Here is a 16,448-nt window from a genome sequence, read left to right as displayed (position 1 = left end):
CAGACCACTAGGAATAGCCCCAACATTGCCTGCAAACTATCGCGTTGATAGGAGGGGCGTGACCTTTAGTTGATGAAGGAAAAGAAAAGTGTTAACATGAGATGAAAAGTGACAAAGAGGAAACAATGATGACAGCAAAACTAATTAATGTAGAGGGTTCAAAGATAAAAATAGAACTAACATTAGAACTCAGTCGTTCAATGTTGGATACAGAAATAAATATTCAAAAAGGCTTAAACGAAGTAGGTTGCATCGCCAGCAAAGAAGCCTTGAAATATTTAGATACAGATGGTTCACCCTTAAAAATCGGTGAAGAAATCTGGAAGAGTAAGGGAGAGCAACCGAAAGAATATCAAACACCTTATGGTGAGGTTATAGTGAATCGTCATGTATATCAGCGTTCACCTTTGAGGAAAAACGTATTGCCCCTTAGAAAGAGAAGCAAGGATAATCATAACATCAACGCCATTATTGGCAAAACAGGTATCCTCAAAAATGTCAGGGATGGCAGGCAAAGAGGTGAAAAATGATTTATTAGAAAATCATGGTAGAAAAGTAGCGCTATCCTATATCCAAAGATTGAGTGAAGCAGTAGGAAGTGTGGTACAGGCAAAAGAAGAAGCGTGGAGTTATGCCCCGCCCAAGGAGGATAGCCAAATTGCAACAGTGGGAATAGGATTAGATGGAACCTGTATGCTGAGGGTGCGACCTTTAGTTGATAAAAGCTGTTGTAATCAGGGTTCTACAGGGAACCCATATTGATCAAGTTTTGCCCAAAATTGACTCCATCGTTCCTTGGTCAATACCAAAGCTCGTAGGCTCAAAATAATTCCTGCTCCTTTTTCCTTCCATCGCATCCCTGAACAACATAATCGTTGTTTGACCAACGTCTTACAAGCTGCTTCCGTAACACCTGAACCAATCGGATACTTTTTCTCTAAGTATTCAGCATAATCCATTTGATGCTGATGATTCTCGTAATAAGTAATCGCCGCTTGTAGTTTCTCGGTAAGATTCTTAGAATGACTTTTTTCTTCTTTGACTTCTTTCATCAGATTTAGCAGTTCTCCTGCTTTTCCTTTTTCATGCTTGAGTTCTCGACAATTTTCAGTCAACCATTCTTTTTGTTTTGACACTGTATTCGGATGCAACGCTTCTGCCAAGGCACCTAAGTAACCAGAGGCATGATAGAAATCTAATATCTGTTCTTCCGTTTGCTTTTCTAAAAACTTCCAATTTGATTCTGCCCCGTCTGCTATCCCGACCAATGTTGCCTCTGGATAACGTTTTTTCGCTCGCTCAATTTCTCTTTCTAATCTTTCTAGAAAACTCTTTTTTCCATACTCTGGTGCCGCACCTAGATAGATTGTATGTTGACGTTCTCCCTCACTATCGTATAGGGAAACGGTTCCCACCATTGCTTCACGGTAGCCATCCTCACACATCAGCATACAGGTTCCATCTAATCCTATTCCCACTGTTGCAATTTGGCTATCCTCCTTGGGCGGGGCATAACTCCACGCTTCTTCTTTTGCCTGTACCACACTTCCTACTGCTTCACTCAATCTTTGGATATAGGATAGCGCTACTTTTCTACCATGATTTTCTAATAAATCATTTTTCACCTCTTTGCCTGCCATCCCTGACATTTTTGAGGATACCTGTTTTGCCAATAATGGCGTTGATGTTATGATTATCCTTGCTTCTCTTTCTAAGGGGCAATACGTTTTTCCTCCTACTGAACGCTGATATACATGACGATTCACTATAACCTCACCATAAGGTGTTTGATATTCTTTCGGTTGCTCTCCCTTACTCTTCCAGATTTCTTCACCGATTTTTAAGGGTGAACCATCTGTATCTAAATATTTCAAGGCTTCTTTGCTGGCGATGCAACCTACTTCGTTTAAGCCTTTTTGAATATTTATTTCTGTATCCAACATTGAACGACTGAGTTCTAATGTTAGTTCTATTTTTATCTTTGAACCCTCTACATTAATTAGTTTTGCTGTCATCATTGTTTCCTCTTTGTCACTTTTCATCTCATGTTAACACTTTTCTTTTCCTTCATCAACTAAAAGTCGCACCCTATGCTGATGTGTGAGGATGGCTACCGTGAAGCAATGGTGGGAACCGTTTCCCTATACGATAGTGAAGGCGAACGTCAACCTACAATCTATCTAGGTGCGGCACCAGAGTATGGAAAAAAGAGTTTTCTAGAAAGATTAGAAAGAGAAATTGAGCGAGCGAAAAACCGTTATCCAGAGGCAACATTGGTCGGGATAGCAGACGGGGCAGAATCAAATTGGAAGTTTTTAGAAAAGCAAACGGAAGAACAGATATTAGATTTCTATCATGCCTCTGGTTACTTAGGTGCCTTGGCAGAAGCGTTGCATCCGAATACCGTGTCAAAACAAAAAGAATGGTTGACTGAAAATTGTCGAGAACTCAAGCATGAAAAAGGAAAAGCAGGAGAACTGCTAAATCTGATGAAAGAAGTCAAAGAAGAAAAAAGTCATTCTAAGAATCTTACCGAGAAACTACAAGCAGCGATTACTTATTACGAGAATCATCAGCATCAAATGGATTATGCTGAATACATAGAGAAAAAGTATCCGATTGGTTCAGGTGTTACGGAAGCAGCTTGTAAGACGTTGGTCAAACAACGATTATGTTGTTCAGGGATGCGATGGAAGGAAAAAGGAGCAGGAATTATTTTGAGCCTACGAGCTTTGGTATTGACCAAGGAACGATGGAGTCAATTTTGGGCAAAACTTGATCAATATGGGTTCCCTGTAGAACCCTGATTACAACAGCTTTTATCAACTAAAGGTCGCACCCGATAGGAGATAGGAGTCGGCATCAAACCTAGCAATGTATAAACTAGGGTCTGGGCTTGTATAAGAATGGTTTCCATTGTTTTGCTGTTTTTTCACTTCTACTCCTTTTTCCACTTTCTTGACCCTTTCCGCCAGTCGTTCTTTTGTTCTACTGCAAGATGTAAGTATTCCTAAAAAGTCACTGAGCTCAAAGCGGTTGAATCCGTTAATTGTTGCTTCTGAAATACTCAAAACTTGATTATTGGCATCATTGGCATCAATAATAACGGTATCGGTACTGGTTCCCTCCGTAATGATTAAAGTATCTGTTCCCGTACCGCCCTTAATAAAATCGTCTTGTTGAAGTTTGGCAAAGGTGCTAGTAACTGTGTCATCGCCGCCACGAGCATTGATAGTATCCAATTGGGCTGTGGCAAGTAGTTGTACAAAATTAATTACACAAAAATCAGACTGAAAAGCTTGTATAACATCAAAGTCATGTGTAAATAATTTCGTCTCATTACTTAGTAAAGTTTTCTTTGGCTATGGTGTCAAAATAGATATTGCCATCAGAGTCGCTCCAGATTATGTCTTGCTGTAAAATTTTCGTTGATTATATCTGACGCGAGCTCGAAAGCCCTATCGTACCGTTTCACAGGATAATCTATCAACGAATTATTTACAGGTAGCTATTATTCCCAAGTGGTCTATATCTTGAACATCTATTTGTATTTCTGGTTTCATTTTACCTACCTTAATTGCCTTTAGCTTAAAATAACATTTTTATGATTTTATTGGCTGAATCTGGGATCTAACTCCTGCCAGATAGGGAGTTTAGTCCCTTTTCCGGGTATCAACTTAAGGCGAGACAGCTTATCCTGAAAGGGTTTTAGCTTTCGTCTTATAGAGTAAGCCTTACAGCTATTTCCACTAGGCAAGACCCAGAGCAAGGTGTCCCATTTTACGCTGCTACCCCTTTTTCCCAGAAAATCAAGTTATGTAATGAGCCGCAGGAACTTGAAGGATGCAGAACAAATGCTCGAAGTATTTTGTTATTTTTCACGAATTGGAATTAAAAATAAGTTAAATTCAACTATTTTATATACTTAAAGCCAAAAATACTAAATAGATTGTGGATTTCTAAAAGCCTTACTGGACAAGGCTTTCAAAAAATATTTAAATCATCAAAATACCTGCGGAATGTGGGTTTAAGTTGACACTAATGGTCAGCGTTGCGATAACAATAACTATACGGATCCTCTGCCCGAAGGGACTGCCAAAAAATTACCCGGTAATTTACTAGATGCGTTACGTTGTTTGGAAGCAAATACGATTATTGCCAATGCTTTAGGTGAATAATTTGTTGCTTCCTATCTCAAACTCAAACATCAGGAATGGCACAATTTCTGCGATCACATTACGGCTTGGGAGAAAGAAAATACGTTGGATTGTTAATAGAACTTTTTCAAAAACAGGTGATTATTCTTAATTTTAAGAGCAATGTAAAATTTGAGCAGCAGTTAATTGTAAATCCGCAAAAATTGAAGAGATAATTACTGTTTCTCCTTCATAAACCCATTCATCATAAAAACCCTCAACCCATTCTAAAATCGTTACTTTTTGGGTAATGGGATCAACAATCCAATATTCTGCAATTCCCCGCGCCGCATATTCTGAGCGTTTATAACGATAATCTCGATTTTCCTGATTGGGACTGACGACTTCAACGACCAACAAGGGCGGAGGCATATCCATTAAAATCAGCGATCGCGTTGCCCCTTCCATAATGGTTGCCAATTCTTCGGAAAACACAATCAAATCAGGCGATCGCACCCCTACCTGTCGGCTATAAACGGCAATTTCTGTTTTCATGCTCAACCGATAAAAGGGAATCCTTTGCTGGAGAAAGTAAGCCAATAAAAACATGGCAATACGCCGATTGAGTTCGCTTTCATAGGGCAATTGAATTAACTCTCCATTTTCTAATTCATATAAATTATCTGTCCCGTCGTCATAGGCGAGAAATTCTGCAAATGTCATCTTTTTAGCGGTGGCAATGACCATATTTTTTTCTCTAGGAGTTACGCATTGTCAAAAAAGAAGAAATGTGCTAGACGGCGAAGAGAAAGGCATATTGTCATGATGCTCAAGAATAAACTGGCGAATAACAGGAACAAATAACTGGCGTGAAATTTGGTAAAGGTTATCGATTAAGTCATTGATTCGCAGAGTCTGCAACTTGGCAAAAGCCCTCAGAGCGCAAAAGAAATGGTTCTGAATAGCTTGCTTATCTCTGACATAAAATCGCTCAATATTACAAACCTGTTTTATAACTCGGTGAAACATCTCAATTTGCCAATGTTGGTCATGCAATCGTTTAAACTCAGAGCGGCTCAGTTGCTTAAGTGCCTCTAAATCGGGTTGATAGCAGACATAGTATCGAGCTTCGTTTTTGAAGTCCTGACAAAACACCTTGACCCAACCAAACTCTTTGAGATAAACCACTAGACCACCCTCGGTCATTTCTAAGGTCTGGACTTGTACTTTTTTTCCTTCTTCTAAGGAAACTAAACGATTATTGGCTATCCCAAACAGAAAACTCAGTCCATTGTTTTTCAGGTACTTGAGGTTATTGTTACGCTTTGTACCAGCTATCGCCTGTCATCCATGCCGGTTTCAGACCCCAGCTTTTTACTTCCTCTAACATTTCTAGAAAATAATCATTTTTCGTTTTGCCCTCGCTCTTGTCATAAATCCGAAAGTTGACGGGGTAAGAATTACCTACAATGTCTGTGTAATACAGACTAATTAGATTGATTCCTTTTACCGTCTTTTTGTGTTTACCAGACCAAAAATAGCTGACCAACTCCGTCTTAGCTGGGTCTCGGTAAGGTTTATCTATCACGCTATCATCCACGCTCAAGCTTCCTCCTTCTAAGACCAGTTTGTCTCTATTTTCATCAAATAGGTCTTTAGGACTATACTTTTCTCGCAACAAAAAGCGATTGATACTATCGTGGCTTTGGTTTCCCATCACCTCCCCAAGACGGGTACAACTTACATACTTCGGTTCTGCCATTAAAAACAACGTGTACAAATCACCTGGTTGACTGACAAAACATGGATCACTAACCCCTGAAACCCTTAGCTGACAAGGATTACAGGCGAGACAAAGCCATAAAACGATCTTGATCACCTAAAACCCTTGCTAGAAGGGGCTTTGAGTGGCATCAAGGCAAACTTTTGTCAGTCAATCAGACAAATCACAGTCACACTTTGCTGTCGATGGTTTAGATAGTTGTCTTGCCATTTGACATTAATTAATAGAGGGGTATTCCCTCTTTTAACATATTCTACTTTCTTTGTCAATGCGTAACTCCTATCTCCAGCAATTCCAAAATCAAACGGTAACATAGGATACAGACACGATCTTGTTTTTATGGATACGTCTGATGTGAGTTAAAATAACCTAGTAGTCAGCAAGGGTTTTAGCCCCCCCTTAATTAGAGAAAGCATCAATTAAACGAGTTTACGCCATTCCATGCTCCAACTCACATCAGGCGTATGGATATTAAGAGATATTAACCTAATCTCTGAGTTTTTTTGCATTCCCTCCTCGAATCTCGGTCTCTTAGAGAGTCAGTAACCTGCAAACAAACTTGATCAATGTGCGATTCGTTTAGTGTGAATCACGGTGAAAGTCCGTAAATAACCGCTCTTTGCCAAGTCTCCCAAGACTAGCTTAACTATCCCCTTGATGAGGGTGAAAGCCCCTCTCCTTAAACTCGAAGGTAACGACCTATCTGCCCACACTGACACAACTCGGAATTTGTGAGAGTGAAGCTGGGAGCAGGACGCAATCAGACATCAATTGCAGATGGCACTGGCGTTAACAGGGAGTCCCCAGTCCCCAGGATGAAACAGAGCCTAGAAAAGCAACTTAGGGCGTGTCATCAATCAGCAATTCCAAATTCAGAATGTAGTCCAAGATACAAAAGTCTTGAAGTGCTTACGGTCAAGGGGTTTTGTTTCAATATGTGGAATCAGCGTAATGCTCTATTTAGGGCTTGCTGAAAAAAGCTGAAACCTTTACGGAGAAAAATAGTAGGCGAATTAAGAACCGCTAGAATGCACGAAAATAGGGTAGAATGCCTCAAAACCATTGCATTAAGAAGAGAGAAAGCAGATGTACCGAAAGCAACAGTACTCAATTGAAACACCAGAAAACTTGAAAAATCTGTTCGGCGGGCAGTTAGACGAAGAAAATCGTTGGATAGAAATGTCAAAAATGATTCTTTGGGAAGAATATGAGGAAGAATATGCAAAAAACTTCACAGAAAAAAAAGGAGCCCCAGCCAAATCATTTAGAATGGCATTAGGAGCATTAATTATCAAAGAAATTTCAGGAAAAAGTGACAGAGAAACAGTAGAACAAATAAAAGAGAACCCTTATTTACAGTACTTTATAGGAATGGAAAGCTATAGTAGCAAAGAAGCATTTAATGCGTCAATGATGGTTCATTTTCGTAAAAAAATAGGAATGGAATTAATAAATAAAATTAATAAAGAAATAGAAAAAAAAGCGACGGGTGTAGCGTCAGAAAAAAAAGAAAATGAAGGAAAGTTATTGTTAGATGCGACTTGTACACCAGCAGATATAAAATATCCAACGGATATAGGAATATTGAATGATGCCAGAGAAAAAACAGAAAAAATAATAGATAAGCTGTATGAAGAAATAAAAGAGAAAAGGAAAGAAAAGCCGAGGACTTATAGGGAAGTGGCAAGAAAAGAGTACTTAGCCATAGCAAAAAAACGTCGTGTGTCAAAAAAAGAAAGAAGAAAAGGAACAAAAAAACAACTAGGATATATAAAAAGAAACTTGTCTGATATAGAAAAAATGATAGAAGAGGGAGCAAAGTTAGAAAAACTAACGAAAAAAGAGCAAGAAGAGCTTGTAACGATAGGAAAAGTGTATGAGCAACAGTTAGAAATGTATGAAAAAAAGACAAATAAAGTAGAAAACAGAATTGTGAGTGTAAGCCAACCTCACGTGCGTCCAATAGTGCGTGGAAAAGCGGGAAAAGCAGTAGAGTTTGGAGCTAAAATATCGGCAAGTAATGTGAATGGCTTTGTCTTCTTAGACAAATTAAGTTGGGATAATTACAACGAATCGGGAGATTTACAAGCGCGAATAGAAGAATATAAAAGGGAAACAGGATGTTATCCGGAATCGGTTCATGTGGATAAAATCTATCGAACAAAAGCGAATCGAGCTTATTGTAAAGAAAGGGATATAAGAATGAGTGGTCCCCGATTGGGAAGACCGCCGAAAGAGGTGAGCAAAGAAAAAAAGAAAGAGGCACGCTCAGATGAAAGAGTGCGTAATGCCATTGAGGGTAAATTCGGACAGGGAAAGAGGAAATTTAGTCTTGGTCGAGTGATGGCCAAACGGGAGCATCTCACTTATGCAATAAGTATTAATACTTATGGGGCAGAAAAATAAGACTTTGAACTTTATCGAACTTTATCAAAAAAAGAAATGAGAGTATAATAGTCGAGACCCACTTTCCAAAATCTATCCCAATTGAGGAACAATCTCATGTTATCAGTGTTATCAGAAAATGAAAAAAGGATTCAAGAGTTATGTCAAGAGTTGGGAGAATGTCTCTATCAACAATCTCAAGTTAAAACATTTAATAATTTGGGCGAAATAGAGGAGACTGTCAGAGACTTAATGATTCAGTATGTCAACCCAGAAATAGGTATTTTTTTGTCAAAACAAGTACCGAGGAAACCACAGGTCGGATACGAACAGTAAAAAGTATTTTGGGGGAATTGCCCATTACAGAAAAACAAGCGAAGAAATTAGAACTAAAGCCTCGAACTCAGATGAGTCCAATGTTAGAGAAGAACTGTTTGCTACTGAGTGGCGATGAGTCTTATGAAAAAGCAGCTAAGAAAATCCAATCATTGACGGGAATTGCTGTTTCTCACAGTACGCAACAACGCCTTGTACATCGCTATCATTTTGAAGAATTACCCTCTAACACAGAAGTCGAAGAAATTAGCATAGATGGTGGGAAGGTACGACTCAGAACTCCCAAGGGAGAACCCTTAATTTGGCGTGATTATAAAGGAGTCAGTTTTCATCAATTGGGGGTAGCTGCCTTTTTTCAAGATAACTCGGCTTTATTAGATTTGGTTAATTCTCAAATTTTGGCTAAGCCTTTAATTTGTTTGGGAGATGGACATGATGGTATCTGGAACTTATTTCGTGAGATAGGACAGAAACATGAGCGAATTGAAATTTTGGACTGGTATCACTTAATTGAAAACCTCTATAAAGTTGGGGGGTCATTCCAGCGAATTGAGGAGGTCAAGTCTTTTCTTTGGACGGGTGAAGTGGATGCCGCTATACTAAACACGGTCACAGGTTGCGAATTCTAAAAATAAGAGATAATATAATAAAAATAGAAAAATTAGTCAAGAGGCTGAGAAATGATTAAGTTAGAATTTACAGAAGAAGACAAAAGACTGTTGTCTTACGGTCGGTTTAATCACCCGCATCCTAGAGTGCAGCTAAAGATGGAAGTTTTATGGCTAAAAAGTCAGGGATTGTCTCATCAAAAAATTGCTCAATTCGCAGGAGTTTCAGTAAATACGGTGACAAGCTATATCCGTGATTATCAAGAGGGCGGGATAGAAAAACTAAAAGAAATAAAATTTAATCGCCCGAAAAGCGAGTTAACAGAGCATCAAGGGACAATTGAGGCATATTTTGAGTCAAATCCACCAGCAACAATAAATGAAGCAGTAAAAAGAATAGAAGAATTAACAGGAATAAAAAGAAGTCCGACGCAAGTCAGAAAATTTTTAAAGTCAATAGGAATGAGGTGTCTAAAGGTGGGAACAATTCCATCAAAAGCAGATGTAGAAGCTCAGGATAGCTATAGAGAAAAAGAGCTAGAACCAAGGCTAGAAGAGGCAAAAGCAGGAAAAAGGGCAGTTTTCTTTGTAGATGCCTCTCATTTTGTAATGGGAGCATTTGTAAATTTTATATGGTGCTTCAAGAGGATTTTTATTAAGTCACCATCAGGGAGAAAACGTTTTAATGTGTTAGGAGCATTAAATGCAATTACCCATGAAGTAATTATGGTAACGAACAGTTCTTATATTACGGGAACTCAGGTTTGTGAACTCCTAGAAAAGATAGCAGAATTAGGACTATTAATACCGATTACGTTGGTATTAGACAATGCTCGTTATCAAAAATGCCGAATTGTGCAGGAGTTGGCAGAATCATTAGGAATAGAGTTACTGTACTTACCTCCTTATTCTCCTAACTTGAATTTAATTGAAAGACTGTGGAAGTTTGTGAAGAAGAAGTGTTTATACGCAAAATATTATGAAGATTTTACGCAGTTTTCTGCAGCAATTTCAGGATGTCTTGAGGATGCTAACGTAAAATATAAGGAGGAGCTTGATTCTCTGCTCACCTTACGATTTCAACGCTTTGATAAATCTCAGATTATGAACGTTTGAAGTATATCTCCTGTTTTGAGGGATGGTCAGAGCCTCAAGCTGAGAATTTTATCATTTATTTAAACAAGCATAAACATCGGATTGTCAATTATGGTTATTTGCAGGCAGAGGTCATTTCTATTGGCTCTGGCTCTGTCGAATCTCAAGTTAAACAAATTGGTCATCGTCTTAAAATTACTGGTGCGAGTTGGAATTCTGACAATGTACCACAAGTCCTTCGTCATCGCTGTTCCTATTTAAATGATTACCTTTTTTGACTCTTTCATTTACCTCGTTAAGTATTTCTACTTATTGCAAAGGTGAGATGCTCCCACCTCACGTGCGTCCAATAGTGCGTGGAAAAGCGGGAAAAGCAGTAGAGTTTGGAGCTAAAATATCGGCAAGTAATGTGAATGGCTTTGTCTTCTTAGACAAATTAAGTTGGGATAATTACAACGAATCGGGAGATTTACAAGCGCGAATAGAAGAATATAAAAGGGAAACAGGATGTTATCCGGAATCGGTTCATGTGGATAAAATCTATCGAACAAAAGCGAATCGAGCTTATTGTAAAGAAAGGGATATAAGAATGAGTGGTCCCCGATTGGGAAGACCGCCGAAAGAGGTGAGCAAAGAAAAAAAGAAAGAGGCACGCTCAGATGAAAGAGTGCGTAATGCCATTGAGGGTAAATTCGGACAGGGAAAGAGGAAATTTAGTCTTGGTCGAGTGATGGCCAAACTACCTGAGACCTCGGAAACGGTAATTGCGATGAACTTTTTGGTAATGAATCTTTCTACTCTACTTCAGAAGACAAAAAGTAAAAAGTTGTAGAGTCGTTTTTCTTGTGAAAAATGGTGTTAATTTTCCTCTCTTTTGTGAGGAGTGATTTGTGTTGACCTTTTTAGACAGAAAGGAACAATAGATTAAACAAAATCTGTATTTTGATTTGTTTCCATAAGGATAAGTTATCTATGCTTTTTCAGTCCATACTTCCCTAACCCACATTTCTTTCGTTTTTTGACTTTTTCAGCAAGCCCTAAATACTCACAAACTTGCCTCACTATATGAAGCATTTGAGCCTTCCACGGCTCGTCGTCTAGTCGAACGGTTGGAAATTCACCATACCCCAAAACATGGCAGTTGGCTTAATATTGCTGAAAACGAGCTGTCCGCAATGACTCGGCAATGCCTAGCTCGTCGAATTCCAGATCGGGAAACTTTAGAGCCCACATTCCGTACTTGGCAACAAGAATTTTGATTAATACGAACAAGTCTAGATTAGCAGAAGTGCTTCCCCACAAAGGTTTCAGGAATCACAATCTGCTGATCAACAAAAGTACGCCTCTTTATGCAGCACAAAAGCACTGATAAACGCACTACTATAGTCTTTCCTTCTCTGTCTATATCTAGTGTTATGATGGCTAATGATGCCTACATATAGCGTGTAAATTTTAAATTATTTATTTTCTTCTAATTGGTACGGAATATGGGTTAGAGCAAGAAACAACGGCTTGGTACACTCAGCGCAATCATTCCCAAAAGTCGGTAGATTGGCAATTCACGACGGCTGAGGCTCGTATCCGTCTCAAGCGTCTTTATCCACAAATAGAAAATTGACAGACCACTAGGGTGACGAGTAAGTTGCCATCCAAGGCTGCAAACCCCCTCAAGTAGCCTTGGTCTCTAAGACCTTGATAAATCCATTTGAACAAGGGGAAAAGATACTTCCCTGCTATCCCCTCTAGGATGTTCCGCATCTGTTCTACTGTGGGAATTTTTACCAGACCAAACAGACTTTGAGCATTATCTCGTCCACAAAGACTATTCAGTTGACGCTGATATTCCAGAAAGGATTCATTTTGCATAAAAAAGCCGACAAAAGCCCCCAAGACTGCGTCTTTGAGACTGTAGCGAGTCGCATTACTAGCACTTCGAGGGTCAACTAGGCCAGCGATAACCATGTTGAAGTAGCTCAGCATCCCCAGAAAACTCAGTTCTTTGACTTCCATTCCTGCAAAACCCAACGGTCAACTCGTTCACTCTATTGTGAAAGACAGAAGCAAAATCACTTCTGTATCTTACGCTACTGTTTGAATTTGGAATTGCTGTAATTGATGACACGCCCTAGCTACTTAACTTGGAGTTAGAGTTTTAAGGTAATTACGCCAACCGCCATATTCTGTGATTTCTTGACCTTGATCACAACAAATTTTTTCTCCTAAAACGCCTAAAACCTCTTCTCCATTTTCTAGAAGGACTTTGCCAATACATAGCCCTGGGGGTTCCTGTTGTAAAACAATTCCCAAACCTGCTAGGGGAACAGCCCAAATTTCAACAGCGACGGAGGTTCCGCCTTCTACGACTCGCATCATGGCGGGATGGCGATCGCCGATAGAAAATAAGCGATAAATGGCTTTGGTTTGGGCTTCTTGAACAAAAACGGCATTGACGGCGAGCAGATTTTGATTGTCGGGAAAACCGCGCATTAAACCACCATTAACGGCTAATTTTAAAGTGTCACTCATAAAATTTATCTCCTTGTTTAATTAGCGTTTAAAAGTTTCAATTAAGCTGTCGCGTATTCAAATTACATAGTGATTTTTTTGAAAGTTCTATAACAAGGGGCTTAAGCCCCTTGCCTGTACGCAGTTTACAGCTTAACTATTGCTTCCCAAAGCTCCAGGCACACCCGATAAAGTGCGTTTAGGAGAACAGGTAATAATCATAATTAGTAAGGTCAAAATGTAAGGTGAGGCATTAAAAAGATAATAGTAAGAATCAACGCCAACAGCTTGTAAGGCGGGGCCAATCGCTTGAGCACCTCCAAAAAGCAAAGAAGCATAAAGACATTGAATGGGGTTCCAACGGGCAAAAATGACTAAAGCAACGGCCATTAATCCTTGACCACTGGAAATACCTTCGTTCCAACTACCAGGATAGTAAAGCGATAAATAGGCTCCACCAATGCCTGCTAAAAAACTGCCCGCAACAATGCTAATTAAACGTACTTGAAAAATTGAAATGCCCATAGCTCTGGCGGCATCAGGACTGTCTCCCACGGCCCGAATATACAAACCCCAACGGGTAGAGCGGAAAAAGAAGTACATTAAGGGCGCGATCGCAATACCGATGAGAAAGAGAGGACAGATTTTAAACGCGGATTGAACGGCTGGAATATTAGTCCAATCGGCTAGGGAAAATGCGGGTAGTTGGGGAGCGGCGGGTTTAATAAAGGGTTTACCAAAGAAAAAGGCAACCCCACTGCCAAAAATAATCATGGCAATTCCTACTGCCACATCACTCACCCTGGGCTGTTGACAAAGCCAACCGTGAATCAAGCCCAAAAACATTCCCGCTATACCCGCAATTAAAACGCCAAACCAAGGTGAACCCGTCAGATAGGAAGTTGCGTAGGCACTCATCGCACCGATGAGCATGGTTCCTTCTAATCCAAGATTAATTTTGCCACTTTTTTCGGTCAGACATTCTCCCAAACTGACAAAGAGAAAAGGCGCACTACCCCTAATCGCTCCACCGATAATGCCCAAAGGAACACCCCACCATCCCAGAATTTCTGCCGCCATAATGATTAATTTCCTCAATAAGACTAAATGCTAACTGCTGGTTGATTTAGGGTTTTGCTGGTTTCTTGCTCTTTAAAAATTCCTAACTTGCCATAGAGGGACTCGCTATAGAGAATGATCAAAAAGACGATACCTTGAAAGACTAAAACCGTTGCATCGGGCAAATTATGCTCTCGTTGTAGAATGCCTCCACTAGCTAAAATACCGCCCAACAAAATCGAGACTAGGGCTGCCGCTAAGGGATTATGACGAGCAATAAAGGCCACTAAAATTCCCCCATAACCGTAATTGGCATTGAGGGATTCATTAGCTTTACCATGAACTGCGGCCACCTCTACCATGCCCGCCAAGCCTGCACAGGAACCCGCCAGAAAACAGATCGCCAGGGTTAATTTACCCACGGGCAAACCCGCTAGACGCGCCGCACGAATATTACCTCCCGCCGTCCGAGCTGCAAAACCAAAGGTGGTTCGTTGAATGAGAAAGTAGGCCACAGCACAGGCGACTAGGCCATAAATCAGACCGTAATGTATCCTAGTGCCTGGAATTGTCCCTAACATATTGATGTCAAGAATGGGATAGGTTGAGGGTTTATTGAGGGAACTGGGATCGCGCATGGGGCCATTGACGAGATGGTTGAGAATGGCGATCGCAATGTAATTCATTAATAAACTGCTAATGGTTTCATTGACCCCGCGATAATGGCGCAAAGCTCCTACGGCGGCAATCCAAAGACCACCTGCAATCATTCCTCCTAGGGCCATGCCAATCTGAACAATCGTTGGTGGTGCAGAGGCGATCGCCAAACCGACAGAAGCCGCCCCCAAACCCCCCATCACTAAGGCCCCCTCATTACCAATAATGATTAAACCCAGACGGGCAGGCAGAGCAGTACATAAGGCACTTAACATCAGAGGCGAGGCACGAATTAAAGTGTTTTGCCAGGAAGTCCATTTACCAAAAGCGGCCTTGTAAATTGAGCCATAAACAGCCAAAGAATCGGCCCCCGCAAAGGCACAAAAAATGCCAAAGATGATTAAAGAAATCAGGATCGCTCCCAGAGGAATACAGATTGCCTCTGCCATAGTTTGCCAACTTTTGCCCTTCATCATGGAATTTTCCCCAGAAATTAACTAGTCGTACCAATCACACCTTCCACAAGCCAATTCATTTTTTCTAGCTCAATATCCTGCTGCTTGTACTCTTTTCCAGCAGGGACGACAACTTTGCCCTTATTATCTTTAATCTCTCCTTTATAAATCACCATGGTGCCGGCCATAAACTTCGCTTTGACCGCATCCGCCTCTTTTCTCGTCGCTTCACTAACTGCAGGGCCATAGGGAGATAACTTGATGAAATGCTCTTTAAAGCCACCTCGAACTAAATGGGGAATGCCACCATTCATCAGGGTTTTTCCCGCTTTAATCATATCTACATAGTCAGTGTAAATACTTGTCCAATCCCATTCAGCCCCTGTTAAATAGCCTTTAGGGTCGAGTTTTGCTTGACTGGCATGATAGCCCGAAGAGAAAATACCGCGTTTTTGAGCGGTTTCCACAATAACTTTGGGACTATCCACATGGCAGGTAATCACATCAATGCCCTGGTCAGCCATACTATTAGCGGATTCAGCCTCTTTGACTGGTTCAGACCAATCCCCCGTAAAGACTACCTGGGTTGTTGCCTTCGGATTCACACTTCTTGCTCCCAGGGTAAAACTATTAATATTGCGTAGAACTTGAGGGATCGGTTTGGCAGCAATAAAGCCCAGTTTTCCGGTTTTAGAGGTACGAGCCGCTACAATTCCGGCAATGTATTGGGCCTCATCAATATAACTAAAATAAGTCCCGACATTTTTGGGGTGAACGTCTGGTTTATAAAGTCCTCCTGCGTGCAGAAATTGGACATCGGGAAATTCCTTCGCCATTTTGAGAACATGGGGATCGAAATAGCCAAAGGAAGTGGGAAAGATCACCTGGACGCCATCTTGTTCGATCATGCTACGCATAGCTTCTTGAACTTCTGTGGTTTCTGGCACACTGGCCTGTTCCACAATTTTTACACCGGGTAGTTTGGCAATGCCCGCCGCCCCTTCTGCATGGGCCTGACTGTAACCAAAGTCATCTTTTGGCCCAACATAGATAAAGCCAATAATTAAATCTTTTGCTGAACTTTCAGCCGCACTGGGGGAGGTGGTCGTGTTGGGATTCTCGTTAGCCACAGGACTACAGCCCGTCCCCAATTTCGCTGTTACACCAAAAGCCGTTGTCGCTAAGATTCCCCGAATGATTTGACGGCGAGAAAGATGAAAATGTCTCGATGTCATAAGTTTTAGTTATTCCTAAAATTGCTGAAAATAGTTGAATTATCTTGTCTTGACTGAAAATAAAGCTTGACCCAAAAAATAAAGCATATCGCCTACTGTCCACTGTATACAAGGATACATTGAGGTGAGGGTAAGCTTGTTAGGATTTGTGGGTTTAAATATTGAAAAGTGGTGTGAGTCGTCATGAGTAAGAA

Annotated in this window: 12 protein-coding genes and 6 pseudogenes; 9 read left to right on the top strand and 9 right to left on the bottom strand. The window is 40.5% G+C overall.

The features are described 5' to 3' along the window. Positions 1 to 101: 101 nt before the first annotated feature. Positions 102 to 530, top strand: coding sequence for a hypothetical protein (locus tag KA717_12680; protein ID UXE63403.1), 429 nt, complete (start codon positions 102 to 104; stop codon positions 528 to 530). Continuing rightward, positions 496 to 762, top strand: a complete 267-nt coding sequence (locus KA717_12675; protein UXE63402.1) for a hypothetical protein — start codon at positions 496 to 498, stop codon at positions 760 to 762. Before KA717_12680 ends, KA717_12675 begins: the two co-directional genes overlap by 35 nt. Here KA717_12675 and KA717_12670 read toward each other — a convergent pair. After that, positions 735 to 2,015, bottom strand: a complete 1,281-nt coding sequence (locus tag KA717_12670) for an ISKra4 family transposase (protein ID UXE64642.1) — start codon at positions 2,013 to 2,015, stop codon at positions 735 to 737. The two genes, KA717_12675 and KA717_12670, sit on opposite strands and share 28 nt — an antisense overlap. A 75-nt stretch (positions 2,016 to 2,090) precedes the next feature. Between KA717_12670 and KA717_12665 the strand changes: the two genes are divergently transcribed. Next, entirely contained in the window at positions 2,091 to 2,807 is a 717-nt protein-coding gene (locus tag KA717_12665; GenBank protein ID UXE63401.1) for a hypothetical protein, read from the top strand. A 15-nt stretch (positions 2,808 to 2,822) separates the two neighbouring features. Here KA717_12665 and KA717_12660 read toward each other — a convergent pair whose 3' ends face one another. The 3 genes and pseudogenes from KA717_12660 to KA717_12650 form a co-directional block, all read right to left on the bottom strand. Next, positions 2,823 to 3,242 (bottom strand): hypothetical protein, encoded by a 420-nt coding sequence (locus KA717_12660; GenBank protein ID UXE63400.1) that lies wholly within the window; start codon positions 3,240 to 3,242, stop codon positions 2,823 to 2,825. A 1,068-nt stretch (positions 3,243 to 4,310) separates the two neighbouring features. Next, positions 4,311 to 4,859 (bottom strand): Uma2 family endonuclease, encoded by a 549-nt coding sequence (locus tag KA717_12655; GenBank protein ID UXE63399.1) that lies wholly within the window; start codon positions 4,857 to 4,859, stop codon positions 4,311 to 4,313. Between the two features lie 51 nt (positions 4,860 to 4,910). Beyond that, positions 4,911 to 5,898, bottom strand: a pseudogene (locus KA717_12650) (transposase). A gap of 1,107 nt (positions 5,899 to 7,005) precedes the next feature. Between KA717_12650 and KA717_12645 the strand changes: the two are divergent. The 6 genes and pseudogenes from KA717_12645 (at position 7,006) to KA717_12620 (ending at position 11,569) form a co-directional block, all read left to right on the top strand. Further along, positions 7,006 to 8,271: pseudogene (locus tag KA717_12645) on the top strand (IS5 family transposase). A gap of 159 nt (positions 8,272 to 8,430) precedes the next feature. Further along, positions 8,431 to 9,239: pseudogene (locus tag KA717_12640) on the top strand (ISKra4 family transposase). 81 nt (positions 9,240 to 9,320) lie between these two features. Continuing rightward, the gene (locus tag KA717_12635; GenBank protein ID UXE63398.1) at positions 9,321 to 10,364 is read left to right on the top strand and encodes an IS630 family transposase; all 1,044 of its coding nucleotides are present in this window, start codon (positions 9,321 to 9,323) and stop codon (positions 10,362 to 10,364) included. Positions 10,365 to 10,393: 29 nt separating this feature from the next. After that, a pseudogene (locus KA717_12630) lies at positions 10,394 to 10,621 on the top strand (ISKra4 family transposase). A gap of 56 nt (positions 10,622 to 10,677) precedes the next feature. After that, positions 10,678 to 11,175, top strand: a pseudogene (locus KA717_12625) (transposase). A gap of 205 nt (positions 11,176 to 11,380) precedes the next feature. Beyond that, positions 11,381 to 11,569 (top strand): annotated as a pseudogene (locus KA717_12620) (transposase). Between the two features lie 370 nt (positions 11,570 to 11,939). On the opposite strand, the gene KA717_12615 reads toward KA717_12620, so the two are convergent. From KA717_12615 to KA717_12595, 5 genes are all read right to left on the bottom strand, one after another. Then, a complete protein-coding gene (locus tag KA717_12615; protein UXE63397.1) occupies positions 11,940 to 12,368 on the bottom strand; it encodes a hypothetical protein in 429 nt (142 codons plus the stop codon). 108 nt (positions 12,369 to 12,476) lie between these two features. Further along, positions 12,477 to 12,869 (bottom strand): gamma-glutamylcyclotransferase, encoded by a 393-nt coding sequence (locus tag KA717_12610; GenBank protein UXE63396.1) that lies wholly within the window; start codon positions 12,867 to 12,869, stop codon positions 12,477 to 12,479. A 132-nt stretch (positions 12,870 to 13,001) separates the two neighbouring features. Then, positions 13,002 to 13,946, bottom strand: coding sequence for an ABC transporter permease (locus tag KA717_12605; protein ID UXE63395.1), 945 nt, complete (start codon positions 13,944 to 13,946; stop codon positions 13,002 to 13,004). Between the two features lie 5 nt (positions 13,947 to 13,951). Further along, positions 13,952 to 15,040, bottom strand: coding sequence for an ABC transporter permease (locus KA717_12600; protein ID UXE63394.1), 1,089 nt, complete (start codon positions 15,038 to 15,040; stop codon positions 13,952 to 13,954). Between the two features lie 17 nt (positions 15,041 to 15,057). Next, the gene (locus KA717_12595; protein ID UXE63393.1) at positions 15,058 to 16,254 is read right to left on the bottom strand and encodes a BMP family ABC transporter substrate-binding protein; all 1,197 of its coding nucleotides are present in this window, start codon (positions 16,252 to 16,254) and stop codon (positions 15,058 to 15,060) included. Positions 16,255 to 16,448 lie beyond the last annotated feature (194 nt).

Origin of the sequence: Woronichinia naegeliana WA131 (assembly GCA_025370055.1) — a bacterium.
GTDB classification, from domain to species: Bacteria; Cyanobacteriota; Cyanobacteriia; order Cyanobacteriales; family Microcystaceae; genus Woronichinia; species Woronichinia naegeliana.
The sequence above is the reverse complement of the archived record's forward strand: the minus strand, read 5'-3'. Positions and strand labels throughout refer to the sequence as shown.

Excerpts from the sequence above, each read along its gene's own strand:
- KA717_12680 (UXE63403.1), top strand. The coding sequence starts at position 102 with ATGAAAAGTGACAAAGAGGAAACAATGATGACAGCAAAACTAATTAAT.
- KA717_12675 (UXE63402.1), top strand. The coding sequence starts at position 496 with ATGTCAGGGATGGCAGGCAAAGAGGTGAAAAATGATTTATTAGAAAAT.
- KA717_12670 (UXE64642.1), bottom strand. The coding sequence starts at position 2,015 with ATGACAGCAAAACTAATTAATGTAGAGGGTTCAAAGATAAAAATAGAA.
- KA717_12665 (UXE63401.1), top strand. The coding sequence starts at position 2,091 with ATGCTGATGTGTGAGGATGGCTACCGTGAAGCAATGGTGGGAACCGTT.
- KA717_12655 (UXE63399.1), bottom strand. The coding sequence starts at position 4,859 with ATGACATTTGCAGAATTTCTCGCCTATGACGACGGGACAGATAATTTA.
- KA717_12635 (UXE63398.1), top strand. The coding sequence starts at position 9,321 with ATGATTAAGTTAGAATTTACAGAAGAAGACAAAAGACTGTTGTCTTAC.
- KA717_12610 (UXE63396.1), bottom strand. The coding sequence starts at position 12,869 with ATGAGTGACACTTTAAAATTAGCCGTTAATGGTGGTTTAATGCGCGGT.
- KA717_12600 (UXE63394.1), bottom strand. The coding sequence starts at position 15,040 with ATGATGAAGGGCAAAAGTTGGCAAACTATGGCAGAGGCAATCTGTATT.
- KA717_12595 (UXE63393.1), bottom strand. The coding sequence starts at position 16,254 with ATGACATCGAGACATTTTCATCTTTCTCGCCGTCAAATCATTCGGGGA.